This window comes from Helicobacter monodelphidis (genome assembly GCF_003288845.1).
Classification (GTDB): domain Bacteria; phylum Campylobacterota; class Campylobacteria; order Campylobacterales; family Helicobacteraceae; genus NHYN01.
Genome location: NZ_NHYN01000003.1, coordinates 133,438 through 148,701, shown reverse-complemented (window position 1 = coordinate 148,701; position 15,264 = coordinate 133,438). Strand labels below are relative to the sequence as shown.

Below are 15,264 nucleotides of genomic sequence, written 5' to 3'. Positions count from 1 at the left end.
CAGCTGCTGGTGGACAATTTGTTGCCAAAGAAGTAGAGTGGAAATGTTATCCTAGAGCGTATTGATAAGAGTAGGAATGTGTGGATTGCCTAAGGTTAAAATGTGTAAAATATAAAAATCTATATGGCATTCCATCCTAATTTAAGCCCATTATCTCCAAAAATATTTATAAAAACTGCTTTGAGTTTTTTTGAACATTCTGGGGATATCTGCAATACCACAAGTTTTGTCTTTAGATTTTGTTAATTCTACTTAAATTCTTGCATAGACATATTATAGATTTTAAGACTATAAGCTGGGTTTTACATGTTAAGTCTAGAAAGTCCAAAAATGTTGCTGTTTTAGTATGTTTGTATTTATAATTGAAACATTTGGCTTTAGCCCTTTTATAAAAAGTAATTATAAGGAACAATTTTATTGAAATTGAAGTATAATATCTAAATTCTTATTTAAAGGGGTCATTATGCCTAGATGGAATCAGTTTGACACACGTTGGATGCTTTCTTTATTTGGAACAGCCGTTGGTGCAGGAATTTTGTTCTTACCTATTCGTGCTGGAACGGGTGGATTCTGGCCTGTTGTTGTAATGAGTATTCTTATTTTTCCAATGGTTTGGCTTTCCCATCGTGCGTTAAGTCGCTTTGTGTTGGAGGCAAGTTCTGTAGACAATGATATCACTCATGCAGCCGAAGAATATTGGGGCAGGGGTGTGAGTATGGGTATTACACTACTTTATTTTTTTGCGATTTATCCAATTTGTTTGGCTTATGGCGTGGGAATTACTAATACTTTCGGGAGTTTTATTATTCACCAGTTGAATTGGACGGATTATCTTGAAGTTGTAAAGAATGCTAAAGGTGTGCCTGTGCTTGATGAAAAAGGTAATGAAGTTAAGCAACTTCTGCCTGGAGTGCGTGCAGTTTTGTCTATTGTTTTGGTAAGTGCGATGATGGCGGTAATGTTTTTGAAAGAAGAGTGGATAACAAAAGCTTGTAATGCGTTAGTGTATCCTCTTTGCTTTGTGCTTTTTGCTTTTTCACTTTATCTCATTCCGCACTGGAAAATTGAAGCTGTGCAAAGTGTGCCTAATTTGAAAGAATTTTTAACGGTTGTTTGGCTGACGCTCCCTGTTCTTGTATTTTCCTTTAACCATTCTCCAGCTATTTCAACATTCAGTATGAGTGTGCGACGAGAATATGGAGAATATGCAACTTATAAAAGTAATCAAATTTTATTTTCTACAGCAACAATGTTGCTAGTTTTTGTAATGTTTTTTGTGTTTTCTTGTATTTTATGCTTGAGTGCAACAGATTTTGAGGCAGCTAGGGTAGCAAATATTCCCATTCTTTCTTATTTTGCAAATCAGTTTGAAAACCCTATTATTTCTTATGGTGCTCCTTTGGTTGGATTTTTAGCAATAGTAAGTTCTTTTTTTGGGCATTATTTTGGGGCTTATGAGGGGCTTAATGGTATTGTAAGAAAGGGTATTAAGCTTGCAGGAAACGAGAATCCAAACCTCAAGGCAATCAATATTTTCAGTACATTGTTTATGTATATTACTATTGTTCTTGTGGCGTATCTGAATCCAAGCATTTTGGATTTTATTGAAAGCTTAGGAGGACCAATTATTGCAATGATTTTATTCGTTATGCCAATTATTGCGATTTACTCTATCTCAAAATTCAAGAAATATCAAAATAAAGCTTTGGATGCTTTTGTTATTATTACCGGACTTTTGACTATCGCTAGTGTTGTGTATAAAATGCTTCCAGAAAATTAAGGAGTTTTGATGAGTAATTTGAGTATTTTTAAGATTGGTATAGGACCTAGCTCTTCGCATACATTAGGACCTATGTTAGCAGCAAATTTGTTCTGTAAAAAGATAGAACAGCAACTACATTCTGTTTCGCGTATTCAAGTTACACTTTTTGGTTCTTTGTCTCTTACGGGCAAAGGACACTTAAGTGATAAGGCTGTGATTTGGGGGTTGAATGCTTTAGAAGCAAAACATATTACTGCAGAGATTCAAGAATCTATCCTAAAACAGGCTTTAGAGTCTCAGTGTTTGAATCTCTGTGGGCAAAAAGAAATTTCTTTTAACTATGAAAAAGATATTGTATTTAATAATGATTTTTTACCATTACATCAAAATGCGTTGCGTTTTTGTGCTTATGTTTCTGATGGACAGATTCTTTGTGAAGAAACTTATTATTCTGTAGGTGGTGGATTTGTATGCGATGAAGCACAAATGCAAGCAGGCAACAAAGAATCCACCCAAACAAGGGGTTTTAGTATTAATTCAGCAAGTGAGCTTTTAGAGATGAGCCAAAAAAGTGGCAAGCAACTTGCACAAATTTCTTATGAATATGAATTGCAATTTCATACAAAAGAACATATTCGTGACTATTGCTTGAGTATTTGGGAAGTTATGCAAGAATCTTATTATCAAGGTTGCTATCCTAAGCAAAGTAATTTACCAGGACCTTTAAATTTGCATCGTCGTGCAAAAGGGCTAAAGGAACGTATTCGCCCAACTGCTGATCCTTTTGGCATTATTGATTATATTAGCCTTTATGCCATTGCAATTGCTGAGGAGAATGCGGGTGGAGGTAGGGTTGTGACTGCACCAACAAATGGTGCTTGTGCCGTAATTCCTGCTGTAATGTTATATTTGAAGAACCATACTGTGGGCTTTAATGATGAATTAGCGATTGATTTTTTATTGTGTGCAATGATGATTGGTTCTTTTTATAAAAAAAATGCTTCTATTAGTGGAGCAGAGGCGGGTTGTCAGGCTGAAATTGGTTCGGCAAGTTCTATGGCGGCAGGAGCGATGGCTTCTGTTCTTGGTGCGGATACACTTCAGGCGTGCAATGCGGCTGAAGCAGCAATGGAACATCATTTAGGTTTGACTTGTGATCCGGCATTTGGGTTAGTGCAAATTCCATGCATTGAGCGGAATGCATTTGGTGCGATTAAAGCGATTTCTGCTGCAAGAATGACAATGAATCGCAAGAGTCAGCCAATCGTTAGCCTTGATGAAGTGATTATGACAATGTATCAAACAGGCAAGGATATGAATGCAAAATACCGCGAAACTGCGTTAGGGGGGTTAGCAAAAACCCTTAGCCAAAGCGTTTGCTAGGAGAAGTTATGGACTTCTGTTTAGAAGAATTGACTAAGCAGAAAGCTAACTGGTTGCATATACTTAAAATACACATTTGTGGTCAGCTAGGTTGTTGTTTATGCTGCAGCATAAAATGTGTAAATAGAAGAATCTGAAAAATCGTAGCAATTAGATTTAGAATAGGAATAAGGCTAATAAAATAGATGAGAAATAAAAAGAAATAAATATCTTTCTTATGTGATTGGAGAATTTGTTCTCTGCCTTGTTGAGAATAAACTGCATTTAAGATGTCTAACTTCATGCTTGCGGTAAATAAATAAAAAAGTGGGATAAAAAAAATAAAAATACCGATGACGGGAATAAAATAGAGTGGAATACAGCAAAAAAATAGAATAAAGAAAATTAATAAAGATTTAAGTGTGCCGAGCAATGAAGAAAGTAAATTATCGGCACTTTCTAATTGAATAGAGGGATAGTGTTTTTTATGTACAAAGGCGATAATAATGGGTGCATAAAAAACAGAAAGTAGCACTTGAACACTTAAAGAGGAGATAATGAAATAAATAACCATACCTACCCACTCTAAAAAAATACTAAAAAAACTTATTACTTTAGCAAGAATAGAAGCAAAAAAACCAGCATTCGCATCGATGCTAAGATAAGGTGTAATTAGCTCATTTATTTTTGAAAAAAGATAATCATAACTTAGAAAACAAATTAGCCCACCCACAAGAAAGGGAAGAATAGAGAGTAGAATCATTTTGCCTGTGATGGCATCTCTAAATGCACGTGTGAAAGAATTTTGTATTAGGGTGTAGTTGTTTTTTGCCGAAGATAGAGTTCCCATTATTGATGCCTTTAATTATTTATTCAATTATAGCATACTATCTTTAATGATTATGTCTGAGAACTTCATAAGAATTACTCCTTGCTATTGTGTGTAGGTAGTTTATATGGATTGATTTTAAGCAGTAATATTCAGTATTCTATTGTATCGCAATCTTTGCAATATTGATTGCAGAAATAAAAATCCTGAAGCTTGTTTGATATAAACAATGAAAATTCAATCGCCATAAATACAATTGCAATTAAAATAATCACTCCACAAATAATATATAATTGATTCGGCTTTAAAATTTAGTTTATCAAAAATAATCTTGACCAATTCGATTGCTTGAGTAATGATATTTGCAGGTGTAACATCTCTCCCCTGATTTACACCTGTAGCGAGTTGTGAGAATGATTGCCAAATGGGATCAACCCATAAATGTGTATTAAACAAAAACAAAAAAATACCAAAAATCATAATTTTTCGAATAAGTAAAATTAAAAAATCAGAAAACTCTCCGCCCCTAAGAGCAGAGAGGGAGAAGCTCCAAGCAAGATCAATGACAGCAAGAGTATAAAAGACCCATAAACAAGCACTTTTAATGCCACTTTCCCAAGATTCTAACCCAAATTGAAACAAGCTCATAATGCTTGTGGGTTGAAAATTATTCGCAAATGTTATGTTAAAAAAAATAATATTATTATGAAATAGCTATCCTTTAATGAAGTCACTTTTACGGTGATGATATGCACACTCCGCATTTTCACAATTTCTCTGTTGGCTATCGCTAAGATTACCTTCTTTAAGATATTGTTTAACCACTGCTTTAGTCTCTTCAAGATTTTTTGAATAGTATGTTGTTTTAATCTTTTGAAATAGAATGCTTTGTCTGTACATAATACCAGAATGTGGTGGCAAACGGCCGGTAGTTTATGTCTTTTAATAAGATTAATTCTGCCTGAATTTTTATTCAAGCAGAATATTTATAGCTTGTCCCTTTGCTTTTATCGTTTCAATCCAATCACGGTTTGCAACATAGAATCAGAGGTTTGAATGCTTTTTGAGTTTGCTTCATAAGCTCTTTGTCCTGTAATTAATTCTGTCATTTCCTCAACCAACTTCACATTACTTCGCTCTAAAACACCGTTAAGAACTTGTCCTCTTGATTCTTGGTTGGGTGCACCCACAACAGGATCTCCAGAAGCATCTGTATTAACAAAGAGATTATCTCCTAAAGAGTGTAAGCCAGCAGGGTTGATAAAGTTTGCTGTCTCAATTTGCCCAATCTCTTGTACTTGGTTATCCCCCGCTAAGGTTACTGTAACAATTCCATCTTTAGAAACCCCAATCGTCCCATCTTGCCATTCTTCAGGAATTGTCATATTAGGAATTAGTAAATAACCTTGAGAGTTAACAATATTCCCCTCACTATCAAGCTTAAACGAACCATCTCTTGTGTAAGCGATTGTTCCGTCGGGTAATTCAATCTGAAAGAATCCGCGTCCATCAATCATCATATCTAAAGGATTCTCTGTTTGCATAGGTGTCCCATTTGTCATGATTTTCTGAACAGAACTTGGGCGTACACCCACACCTACTTCAATTCCTGTAGGGCTTTGTGTTGTTTCTGAAGTGTTGCTCCCTGCATACTGCAAAGTTTGAGAGAACAAATCCTGAAATTCAGCCCTTTGTTTTTTGTAGCCATTTACATTCACATTTGAGATATTGTTGGAGACAACATCAATTTGCATCTGCATTCCTATCATTCCCGTTGTTGCGGTATAAAGTGATCTCATCATAGCTTATCCTTTAGTTTTTATTATGCTTTTTGAGCAAGTTTATTAATTGCCTCATTGTTGAGGTCATCCATATGCGTATTGATGACTTTAGAATACATCTCTACTAGCCTTTGTGTTTCAATGAGCCCTGTCATCTCAAGCACTGCATTCACATTACTTTTTTCTAGTGCGTATTGCATAACTGTCCCATTTCCTTCATTAAATGTTCTTTCTGCGTCTCTCTCCTCTGGGTACTTATATAAGTTTCCACCTGTTTTTTCTAGGTATTGAGGATTTTCAAATCCGACAACAGCAAGATTACCTAAAGGAATTGTCTCGTTCAATGTTTCATTCGTTAGGATTTTAACATATAAATTGCCATCTTTATCAGCATTCACAACGGCTTCCTCTGGAATGTCAATATATTGTGGTCCGTCAACATATTCTTTTGGCAAAACAGGAAAACCCTCTTTTGTAACAAGCCTTCCTTCATGATTGAGCGTAAAAGATCCATCTCTTGTGTAACGCACTCCTTCTGGAGTCTCAATCATAAAATAAGCATTTGGTTGCAATAGTGCAAAGTCAAAAACATTATCTGTTGTTTGCACTGCCCCTGCAGAAATGTCTGTATATTCTTCAACGACATGAGGAACACGTGTTAAGGCACGATTCAGATATTTTGCCGCCTCTTTGGTTTGGTCGTCGATGGGAAGCTCATTTTTCTTTGTTTCATATAGACGCACGAAATCACCAATCACGACATCATCGCGTTTAAAGCCACTCGTATTGAGATTTGCCAAATTATTGGAAATCACATCAAGGCGGTTCATCTGGGTTACCATACCGCCTGTTGCATTATAAAAGCCTGTTTGCATCTTTCATCCTTGATTAGGGTTCTATCCGCTATTCTTCTGCAGATAACTAGTGATGTTAAAGCAATTAATGTTCCATATTTCACTATTTCCCTATTTTAGGTGTGTAGAGGTAAATTTTACGAAAATAAAATGCTAGAATTTTATCGATAGATATCCAAATTCTAAAAATAGTTGCACAAGGGCAATTTACCGCCTCGTTAATGCCCCTGTTCATTTAAGAATTTATAGCCATCGCAACCTTTTTGTCTACCCATATCACAAGCCTTACCAAAGTATTCCTTTGCTTCTTCAAAGTTTTGTCGAACGCCTTGACCGGTAAGATATGAGTATCCTAAATTATGATAGCCTATACTATCACCCAAATCACAAGTTTCTTGAAATCTTCAATCTCACTCCCAAAGCCCACAGCAAAAAAACAGATCATCACGAGCAAAAAATTTAAGATTTTCATGAAACTCCTCACAGCATAAAAATATTGATACTAAACAGCTTACTCAGCCACTTTTTAAATCATTTTATAGCTACGATTTCTACTCTAAAAACTCTTGTTCTGATTCTTTTCGTCTGCTAATTTTGATACGTTGGATGCGGTTACCCTCCATTTCTAACACTTCAAAATGGGCGTGCGAGTCGCTGATTTTATCTCCAACACTAGGAACAGTTCCAATAAGGCTGAAGACATAACCACCAATACTGACTTCATCGCGATGTTCTTCAAATTCTATGCCAATTTCTTCTTCTAGCACGAAGATTTCATATTTGCCATCAACTTCAAAGTTGTCTTCATCAATTTTTGTCAAACCATCACTTTTCTTATCATCATGTTCATCGCTAATATCGCCCATCACTTCTTCAATGATGTCTTCCATTGTAATCATTCCGGAAGTTCCGCCGTATTCATCAATAACGAGGGCAGTGTGGATTTGATTTTTATTCATATTGGTAAGAATCTTTGCAATGGGTGCAGTTTCAGGTACGATAATCATTGGGCGGACAATTTTTTCAAAATCAATCTGTTCCTTTTTGTATGCAATCTCTAAAATATCGCGTATATGAATCATTCCTTTAATATTGTCTTTGCTGTCCACATAATACGGGAAACGTGTAAAACCTGAATGGATTATGGTATCCATATTTTCTTCCGCATCAGCATTTGCATTCAGACAAATCATATCTTTGCGAGGTGTCATTACTTCTTTAGCGATTGTGTCGGAAAAATCGACTGCATTCTTAATGATTTCACCTTCAAGAATGTTAATGTGCCCACCTTTGAGAGATTCCCCAACAATGATTTTTAGTTCCTCTTCTGAATGTGCAAGATCACTTTCCTTAGCAGGTTCAATTTTCATAAGCTTTAAAAAGAGGGAAGCAGTTAAGTCAAAAAGGCGGATAAGCGGATAAAATAAAAGCCAAAAAATATGCAACGGACGTGCGATGAGTAGCACAGCCCTTTCAGTTTTTGCGATGGCTAATGATTTGGGAACAAGCTCACCCAACACAACATGTAAGAATGTAATAATTACAAAAGTTATAACGACGCTAACCGCCTTAGCTGTTGCTTCATTACCACCTGAAAGAAAAGTGATGGGTCCAATTAATAAGTGTTCAATAGCAGGTTCTGCAATCCAGCCCAATGCAAGAGAAGCAAGGGTGATACCAAGCTGGTTTGCACTTAAGTAGGTATCTAAGTTGCCAGAGATTTTAAGGGCAAGTTTTGCGGTATTATTTCCCCTCTTGACTAATTCTTCAAGTCGAGACCTCCGCACTTTTACAATAGAAAATTCTGAAAGAACAAAAAAAGCATTCAATGCTACAAGCAAAAATGCTAAAATAAGCATCATTATACTATACGGGTCCAATAACCGCTCCTTTACTAATACAAAATTAAATGTGGGAATTCTAGCATTTTTGTATGAATTTTATCCTTAAGCTTAATCATTGGCCGTAAATTACTATTCTTAATGGGATTTTTACCAAAATGGGTTTAAAATACGATTTAAGAGATATAGAGAGAACTACAGATAAAGGCTAAAGAGATTATGAAAATACGATTAACGCATACGCCCTATATTGCTAATAAAATTGCCCTTGATCTTGTAAATTCGGGTTTTATTGAATTGGATTCTACATTAGAACATTTAATTGAAGTGGCAAGAAGTGTTTTGGATAAAAGTGTCCATGAGGAGGATTCTCTTGATGAAGAAGTTAGGGAAATTTTGGAAAATAAAATTGATGAGATTGAATTTTTTCGTGCCGATGAAAGGCAGCTTTTTTGGTTAGTAAAAAGAGAAATTGCACTTTCAAAAAATATTCCTCTCAATAAAGAAGATCGTTATAATCATATTTCGCATGCCATTTTAAACCAAATGAAAGAAGAGGAACTGTTTTACTTTGATGTTTCTGAAAATGTCTTAAAAAATACAATTTATAAAGCGATTAGCAATTATGCAAAAACCTATGAGTCATTAGAAGAGATTGTTGAAGAAAAAATTAAGGGCTATAAACGTCGCATTCTACCCGGCAGTGAAGAATATGACATTATTTTTGAAAAACTTTATGAAGAAGAATTACGCAAACGAGGTTTTCTATGAAGTCTGCATATCTTTATTTTGAGAATGGGCTATTTTTAGAGGCAAAGAGTTTTGGTGCCGATGGTTGTTGTGTGGGCGAAGTTGTCTTTAACACTTCAATGAGTGGGTATCAAGAAATTATAAGTGACCCTAGCTATGCTGGACAATTTATCACTTTTAGTATGCCAGAGATTGGCATTGTTGGCTGTAATCCACAAGATATGGAGAGTCGAGGTGTTTTTGCTAAAGGTGTTTTGGTAAGCCATTATAGTGACCACTTTTCTAATTTTCGTGCTCAAGAGAGTTTGAGTAGTTTTCTGAAACATTTTAATGTGATGGGGATTTGTCGCTTACCTATTCGCGATATTGTGAAGATGATTCGCCTTGAAGGGGCGATGATGATGGTTGCTTCAACAGAGATTAGCGATGTTGGGGAGTTGAAAAAAATATTACATTCTTCCTTGAGAATCGAGGAGATTAATTATGCACAAGATGTAAGCACAAAAGAATCTTATACTCACAAACAGGGTGTATTTAGCTTTGAGTGTATGGGTTACCCAACTCTCCATACACGCAAAAAAATCGTTGCGATTGATTTTGGCATTAAGCGCAATATTTTAAATAACCTAGTAGAGTCAGGTTTTGAAGTTGAGGTACAACCACATTCTTTTAGGGCTGATACCTTGATTCAAAGATTTAAAAAGGGTGAATTACATGCAGTGTTTCTCTCCAATGGGCCAGGAGACCCCAAATTTTTGAAATCTGAAATTGCAGAAATCAAAATTTTGGTGGAATCTGATATTCCGATTTTTGCGATTTGTTTGGGCCATCAGTTGCTTGCTATCGCACATGGATACCCAACATATAAGCTGAAATTTGGGCATCATGGCGGTAATCACCCCGTAAAGAATCTATGCAATCAAGCGGTTGAAATCACTGCACAAAATCATATTTATTCTGTTCCTGAGAATATCACAGAAATTGCTGATATAACCCATCAAAATCTTTTTGATGGAACGATTGAGGGATTACTTTACCATCGTCGCAAAATTTATTCTATTCAACATCATCCAGAATCTTCACCAGGCCCAAAGGAGGCAAATAGCATTTTTGGTGAGTTTGCCAGAATGATTGAGTGAAGGTTTGTTTTATGTGTTTTTAAAGATTTAAGAGTATAATTTGACTCTTTGTTTGGCTCGATAGCTCAGTCGGTAGAGCAAAGGACTGAAAATCCTTGTGTCGGCAGTTCGATTCTGCCTCGAGCCACCATTCCGAATACTCTACATATTATTTAATTTTATGCAATCTTGACCGACACATTTGAACTGATAAATTCCGTCTTCTTGCACAAGTCTGATTTCTCCTGTATATTGATTTAAACGGAATATGAGAGCATTATTTTTAAGTTTTAAGGCACAATTTTTTTCATCAAAAAGGGCATTTTGTGTTGATTTTGCAAAATCAATTGTGCCGTAAGAATTGAGCAAAAACTGTGTATTTTGTTGGTTGGCAATTTGTGAAGAAATCATAGATAAAGAGGCATTAATACGTTGTCGGCAAGTGTTCTGTGTGCTAACAAAAATTTGTGGAATAAAGAATGTGGCTAAAATTCCAAGTAACATAATGATGATAACCATTTCAAGCAATGTAAAGCCCTTGAGCGATTTAAAATGAAATGCCATAGCCTGAAAGATTGATGACTTGCGTGTAATCTGTATTGCTTGTGTGGAATAAGCGGTTAAGTTGTAAACAGGCAGGACGTGCAAGAATACTTAATTCTAAGATTTTATCGCCCATCTTGATATGTTCGCTTGGGCGATTCTGCGTTGCGTTTGTGTATTCAATTTTTACACATGGGCTGTTGTTATCGTGCAATACACTTGTGAGGGTTTGATTGTTTTGTATCCATCGGCTAGAGTCGACATTGATGGCTTGAGAAAAATCTTTCAGATTATCCCCTTGACTCATATATAAAGCTGGCATTGCTTGCATAATTGTTCCGATATCTGCTTTAAGCGATACGGCGATGGCATCATCTCGGCTTGCTGCGAGTCTTGGAATAGCGATAGATGCTAGAATGCCAATAATAACCAAAATAAAAACAAGTTCAATCATTGTAAAAGTCGGTAGCTTTCTTTTTTTCATTGCAACTTTCCTTGCAATTTATTGCTTAACTCTGTTTGATTGTAGCTTGCATTTAGGGCAGATTCTTGAGTGATAACCCCTTGCTGTAAAAGTTTTTTTAATGCATCATTTTGTGTTTGCATACCTAAAGCCATTCCTAACGACATTTGTGCCGGAATTTGGTGAAATTTTGCTTCACGAATGAGATTAGAAATCGCTGTTGTGTTGCAAAGAATCTCTAATGCACACACACGCCCACCACCATTTTTAGGTAGTAGAGTTTGTGCAATCACCATCAACAAGGAATCAGCAAGAGCAGAACGAATTTGGGCTTGTTCATCTCCTCTAAAAGACCCCACAATTTTCAAAATAGCACCTAAAGCTGAATTTGTGTGAAGTGTTGAAAAAACCAAATGCCCTGTTTGTGCAGCATGAATTGCTGATTCAAAGGTTGTGCAATCTCGCATTTCACCAATATGGATAATATCCGGATCCTCCCTTAGTGCGGCTTTAATTCCTGTTTGATAACTTGCTGTATCTTTACCGATACAACGATATGAAAAAAGGGATTGTTTTTGGGGGTGGATAAATTCTGTAGGATCTTCTAATGCGATAATATGCTTTTGCTGTGTTTGATTAATGTGGTCAATCATTGCTGAGATTGTGGAGCTTTTACCACTACCTGTTGCCCCGCAAACAAGAATTAAGCCACGATCTTTTTTTAGGATGTCGTAAAATATTTTGGGTAAATTTAAAGATTCTAATGTAGGTGGGGTGCTGGAGATGGCTCTAAAGGCAGCTGCAAAATGTTGTTGTGTATGGTAATAATTTGCACGAAAGCGTCCAATTTCTAGTAATTCAAAGGAGAAATCTACTTCTTTATTTTTTTCAAATTCAGCTTTTGAATGAGAGTCTAAAATATCCATACATAAGGAATGCATTTTTTCATAACTGATAGGAAAATTAAAGGTTTGGAGTTTACCATCAGTGCGAATGAAGAATGGAGAGTGATGTGTGATATGTATGTCTGTAGCATTGAGTTGTAAAGCATGGGAAAAGAATTCACTTAGGTGTTGTTTGGTTTCAATATTCATCGGTTATCCTTTGTATCCGCATTTAAGGCGTAATACTCGTGTCGCATTTTAACGCAGGGCTAATTAACTTTTCCTGATATAAAAGGGCTGAATCGTGGTGATTCAAGAGAGTTCCATTAGGTAATATAACATTAACATAGGTTTCAATACAAATCAAGAAATCAGAAACTTGCCATAAATTGAAGGAGATGTGATAGTTTGGTGTAAGGAAGGGTGTAAATAATGTATCGTTTGTTGTGGGAGTTTTTGTAGCCTTTAGAGTTTTATTTTGAATGAGTGCAACAATAATGCGTTGGCTACTTTTTGCATATTGGGCTAATTGTGCACTTGCTTGATTGCTGATATATTCTCCACTAATTCTGTGCGTAAGGTAGCGGGTTGTGAGTAGCATTGAGCTAAGAATGATAAAGGCGATAAGAATCTGTAAGAGCAAATAAGCATTCAGAGGTTTTGTTGTCATAAGTTTGTTGTCCACGCTCGGCATTGCCCTTGCGTGCAAATGGATAATGTTGGGTCTTCTTTGCAAAAGATTTTTTCAATATTTTTATCACGCATACAGAAAGAAAAAGAGAGTAGGTTTTGGTTTAGGGAGGCTTGAAACGATTGCAAGGGAGAAGTGAGAATGTAATTTGAATGTGGTGTTTGTAATTTTAGGCGTTGGTCAGAGGCATAGAGAATCTGGATTCTTTCTTGTGTGAGCAAATAACCGTATTCACATGATTGAGGTAGTGTTTCTTTTAATTGGAGTGAATGGGAAGTGATTTGTGTGATGCGATGATAGGTTTTTGTGTTAACGCAATAAAGCTGTGCGTTTATATTGGGTAAAGAATGTGGGTAGAGAATTGTCAATTCTTGTGAGGTTTGTGCTGGGTCAAAAACTAAGGGGTAGGGTAGGGCATATCGATAAAAGCTAAGCGTATTTGGTGTGATTTGTAGACTTGGGCGAAAAATATCCTTAATGTGTCTATCTACTTGTAGCATAATATTATTGAGAATAGAGGCATTAATTTCTATGGCTTTTTGTTGCGAAAAACGTTGGTATTCTGTGAAGGAGATTTGTGCAAATAATACAATAACTAAGGAGGAGATTGTTAAAGATAATATTAATTCAAGGAGTGAAAAGCAGGGGAGAATCCTATTTTTCATAAAAATTCTTTCTGTATGGTTGTGCTATAAGTTGTCAGCACGGATAAAAGCCTTTTGTCTTTAGTAATAAAAGCCTCTATTTTATAAATGGTTGTTGGATGGTGTTTGATGGGCGAGATTTTGTATGATAGTGAAAATGGAGGTTGGTTAAATGGTGGAGGTGTTATTGGAGATTGGGCATTGCTGATGTTTTCTGCAATTTGATTGAGAGTGGAATCAGCAATGAATAAAATCTCCTTTGAGGAAACCAGAGACTGGCTTTCTTGTTCGTTGCGTTGAAAAAGTGGCAATAACAAGACGATTGCACTCAAAAGCAACAATGCAATAATCGCTTCAAATAAACCAAAACTATAAAGATTCTTCAACCCATTCCTTTTTCCTAAAGAGGGTTTATGTTAGAGCCATCTGTTTTTTGGCATTACTCAACATTAGTTTAATACGATTCTCCTGGTTGACTTTTGTCGCACCTGGATCATAATCGATTGAAACAATATTGCTTTGTGGATTTTTCTCTTTGATGACTTTCATCATTCCTCGTCCAACAATGTGGTTAGGGAGGCAACCAAAGGGCTGTGTGCAAACGATATTATTTACACCTTGCTGAATCAACTCTAGCATCTCTGCAGTAAGCAACCATCCTTCACCCATATTCATTGCTTGGGAAACATAGTCGTTTGCAAGAGATTTTGTATGCTTAAAGCTGGAGGGTGCTTGGAAAAATCCATGTTTAACAATGGCTTTAATCATATCTGTTTGTCGCTTCAAAAAATAAGCATATACAACCTTGTAAATCATCATTGTTGTTAGTTTTCCGCCATATAAACGTCCCTCGACAAGGCTATCATTAATGCAATATAGACAAAAATCTAAGAATCCAGGAATGACAACTTCACAATTCTCACCTAATAAGAAATCTTCCAAGTTATTATTGCCAATCGGAGAAAATTTAATATAAATCTCCCCAACAATACCTACCTTTGTTTTTTGTTTGCGTTCCATAGGAATGGAAGCAAAATCTTCTAAAATAGCTTTTGTATCTTTTTTGAGGGCTTTATAGCTAATTAATCCATCGTTTGTGCCGGGTGTGGTGATTTTATCAATCCATTTACTGACCATCGCATCAGTATCTCCCGCATTTTTCTCGTAAGGTTTGCATTGATTAGAGATGTGCATAAGTAAATCGCCATAAATAACTGCTGAAAGCATATTTTGTAGCATTACACGACTCACGCTAAAACCTTGATCGTTCTCTAGTCCACTAAAATTCAGCGAAATAACAGGAATACTCCCATATCCCGCCTTATTTAAAGCTTTTCTTAAGAGGTAGATATAGTTACTTGCTCTGCAACCTCCACCAGTTTGTGTAATCATCAAAGCAACTTTGCTTAAATCCCACTTTCCACTTTTGAGTGCGTCAATCATTTGTCCAATAACAAGTAGTGCTGGATAGCAAGTGTCATTATGTACATTTCTCAAGCCCTCATCAACAATACCCTTGCCATCATTATGTAATAGTTCCGCCTTGTAGCCATGTAAATGTAAAATATTAACTAGAAAACGAAAATGAATGGGTAGCATCATTGGGACCAAGATAGTGTGCGTTTCTTTCATCTCTTTTGTAAAAGGAATTTTCGTTATCTCCCTTTCTTTAAATCCGATTTGTTCCTTTTGTTGTTGCGTTTGCTTCCAAGAAACAACATTTGCTGAGGTATATTCCATTT

The 15,264-nt window shown here is 36.0% G+C and carries 17 protein-coding genes and 1 tRNA gene; 5 read left to right on the top strand and 13 right to left on the bottom strand.

Going from position 1 to position 15,264, the window contains the following annotated elements:
- Positions 1-463: 463 nt before the first annotated feature.
- Both CCZ01_RS02600 and CCZ01_RS02595 read left to right on the top strand, forming a co-directional pair.
- Positions 464-1,780, top strand: coding sequence for an SLC5/6 family protein (locus CCZ01_RS02600; protein WP_112051675.1), 1,317 nt, complete (start codon positions 464-466; stop codon positions 1,778-1,780).
- A 9-nt stretch (positions 1,781-1,789) separates the two neighbouring features.
- The gene (locus tag CCZ01_RS02595; RefSeq protein WP_112051674.1) at positions 1,790-3,145 is read left to right on the top strand and encodes an L-serine ammonia-lyase; all 1,356 of its coding nucleotides are present in this window, start codon (positions 1,790-1,792) and stop codon (positions 3,143-3,145) included.
- 82 nt (positions 3,146-3,227) lie between these two features.
- Here CCZ01_RS02595 and CCZ01_RS02590 read toward each other — a convergent pair whose 3' ends face one another.
- From CCZ01_RS02590 to CCZ01_RS02565, 6 genes are all read right to left on the bottom strand, one after another.
- A complete protein-coding gene (locus CCZ01_RS02590) occupies positions 3,228-3,974 on the bottom strand; it encodes an EI24 domain-containing protein (RefSeq protein ID WP_112051673.1) in 747 nt (248 codons plus the stop codon).
- Between the two features lie 216 nt (positions 3,975-4,190).
- A complete protein-coding gene (locus tag CCZ01_RS02585; RefSeq protein ID WP_146745205.1) occupies positions 4,191-4,601 on the bottom strand; it encodes a hypothetical protein in 411 nt (136 codons plus the stop codon).
- Between the two features lie 359 nt (positions 4,602-4,960).
- Positions 4,961-5,755 (bottom strand): flagellar basal-body rod protein FlgG, encoded by a 795-nt coding sequence (gene flgG / locus CCZ01_RS02580; RefSeq protein WP_112051671.1) that lies wholly within the window; start codon positions 5,753-5,755, stop codon positions 4,961-4,963.
- Between the two features lie 20 nt (positions 5,756-5,775).
- Positions 5,776-6,609 (bottom strand): flagellar hook-basal body protein, encoded by an 834-nt coding sequence (locus CCZ01_RS02575; RefSeq protein ID WP_112051670.1) that lies wholly within the window; start codon positions 6,607-6,609, stop codon positions 5,776-5,778.
- A 197-nt stretch (positions 6,610-6,806) separates the two neighbouring features.
- Entirely contained in the window at positions 6,807-6,971 is a 165-nt protein-coding gene (locus CCZ01_RS02570; RefSeq protein ID WP_258436438.1) for an SEL1-like repeat protein, read from the bottom strand.
- Positions 6,972-7,139: 168 nt separating this feature from the next.
- Positions 7,140-8,468: a hemolysin family protein gene (locus CCZ01_RS02565; RefSeq protein WP_112051669.1), complete on the bottom strand. Its 1,329-nt coding sequence runs from the start codon at positions 8,466-8,468 to the stop codon at positions 7,140-7,142.
- Positions 8,469-8,648: 180 nt separating this feature from the next.
- Between CCZ01_RS02565 and CCZ01_RS02560 the strand changes: the two genes are divergently transcribed.
- The 3 genes from CCZ01_RS02560 to CCZ01_RS02550 all read left to right on the top strand — a co-directional run bounded on the left by CCZ01_RS02560 (position 8,649) and on the right by CCZ01_RS02550 (position 10,448).
- Positions 8,649-9,200: a DUF507 family protein gene (locus CCZ01_RS02560; RefSeq protein WP_112051668.1), complete on the top strand. Its 552-nt coding sequence runs from the start codon at positions 8,649-8,651 to the stop codon at positions 9,198-9,200.
- Positions 9,197-10,318, top strand: coding sequence for a glutamine-hydrolyzing carbamoyl-phosphate synthase small subunit (carA, locus tag CCZ01_RS02555; protein WP_112051667.1), 1,122 nt, complete (start codon positions 9,197-9,199; stop codon positions 10,316-10,318). The genes CCZ01_RS02560 and carA overlap by 4 nt, the downstream gene beginning before the upstream one ends.
- Before the next feature lie 54 nt (positions 10,319-10,372).
- Positions 10,373-10,448 (top strand) — tRNA-Phe (locus CCZ01_RS02550).
- 11 nt (positions 10,449-10,459) lie between these two features.
- On the opposite strand, the gene CCZ01_RS02545 is transcribed toward CCZ01_RS02550, so the two are convergent.
- Genes CCZ01_RS02545 through CCZ01_RS02515 form a run of 7 tightly spaced genes read right to left on the bottom strand, consistent with a single transcriptional unit; the run spans position 10,460 to position 15,262 of the window.
- Positions 10,460-10,825, bottom strand: a complete 366-nt coding sequence (locus CCZ01_RS02545) for a hypothetical protein (RefSeq protein WP_146745203.1) — start codon at positions 10,823-10,825, stop codon at positions 10,460-10,462.
- A gap of 19 nt (positions 10,826-10,844) precedes the next feature.
- A complete protein-coding gene (locus CCZ01_RS10800) occupies positions 10,845-11,324 on the bottom strand; it encodes a type II secretion system protein (protein ID WP_258436435.1) in 480 nt (159 codons plus the stop codon).
- Positions 11,321-12,397 carry a type IV pilus twitching motility protein PilT gene (locus CCZ01_RS02535; RefSeq protein WP_112051665.1) on the bottom strand — a complete coding sequence of 359 codons (1,077 nt, stop codon included), beginning with the start codon at positions 12,395-12,397 and terminating at the stop codon, positions 11,321-11,323. The genes CCZ01_RS10800 and CCZ01_RS02535 overlap by 4 nt, the downstream gene beginning before the upstream one ends.
- 22 nt (positions 12,398-12,419) lie before the next feature.
- Positions 12,420-12,857, bottom strand: coding sequence for a hypothetical protein (locus CCZ01_RS02530; protein WP_112051664.1), 438 nt, complete (start codon positions 12,855-12,857; stop codon positions 12,420-12,422).
- The gene (locus CCZ01_RS02525; RefSeq protein ID WP_112051663.1) at positions 12,854-13,543 is read right to left on the bottom strand and encodes a PulJ/GspJ family protein; all 690 of its coding nucleotides are present in this window, start codon (positions 13,541-13,543) and stop codon (positions 12,854-12,856) included. Before CCZ01_RS02525 ends, CCZ01_RS02530 begins: the two co-directional genes overlap by 4 nt.
- Positions 13,540-13,908, bottom strand: a complete 369-nt coding sequence (locus tag CCZ01_RS02520) for a hypothetical protein (protein WP_112051662.1) — start codon at positions 13,906-13,908, stop codon at positions 13,540-13,542. Before CCZ01_RS02520 ends, CCZ01_RS02525 begins: the two co-directional genes overlap by 4 nt.
- A gap of 25 nt (positions 13,909-13,933) precedes the next feature.
- Entirely contained in the window at positions 13,934-15,262 is a 1,329-nt protein-coding gene (locus CCZ01_RS02515; protein ID WP_112051661.1) for a 2-hydroxyacyl-CoA dehydratase, read from the bottom strand.
- Positions 15,263-15,264 lie beyond the last annotated feature (2 nt).

Coding starts and splice junctions, on each gene's coding strand:
- carA (WP_112051667.1), top strand. CDS start 9,197: ATGAAGTCTGCATATCTTTATTTTGAGAATGGGCTATTTTTAGAGGCA.
- CCZ01_RS02600 (WP_112051675.1), top strand. CDS start 464: ATGCCTAGATGGAATCAGTTTGACACACGTTGGATGCTTTCTTTATTT.
- CCZ01_RS02590 (WP_112051673.1), bottom strand. CDS start 3,974: ATGGGAACTCTATCTTCGGCAAAAAACAACTACACCCTAATACAAAAT.
- CCZ01_RS02525 (WP_112051663.1), bottom strand. CDS start 13,543: ATGAAAAATAGGATTCTCCCCTGCTTTTCACTCCTTGAATTAATATTA.
- CCZ01_RS02585 (WP_146745205.1), bottom strand. CDS start 4,601: ATGAGCTTGTTTCAATTTGGGTTAGAATCTTGGGAAAGTGGCATTAAA.
- CCZ01_RS02535 (WP_112051665.1), bottom strand. CDS start 12,397: ATGAATATTGAAACCAAACAACACCTAAGTGAATTCTTTTCCCATGCT.
- CCZ01_RS02515 (WP_112051661.1), bottom strand. CDS start 15,262: ATGGAATATACCTCAGCAAATGTTGTTTCTTGGAAGCAAACGCAACAA.
- CCZ01_RS02530 (WP_112051664.1), bottom strand. CDS start 12,857: ATGACAACAAAACCTCTGAATGCTTATTTGCTCTTACAGATTCTTATC.
- CCZ01_RS10800 (WP_258436435.1), bottom strand. CDS start 11,324: ATGAAAAAAAGAAAGCTACCGACTTTTACAATGATTGAACTTGTTTTT.
- CCZ01_RS02560 (WP_112051668.1), top strand. CDS start 8,649: ATGAAAATACGATTAACGCATACGCCCTATATTGCTAATAAAATTGCC.
- CCZ01_RS02575 (WP_112051670.1), bottom strand. CDS start 6,609: ATGCAAACAGGCTTTTATAATGCAACAGGCGGTATGGTAACCCAGATG.
- CCZ01_RS02595 (WP_112051674.1), top strand. CDS start 1,790: ATGAGTAATTTGAGTATTTTTAAGATTGGTATAGGACCTAGCTCTTCG.
- flgG (WP_112051671.1), bottom strand. CDS start 5,755: ATGATGAGATCACTTTATACCGCAACAACGGGAATGATAGGAATGCAG.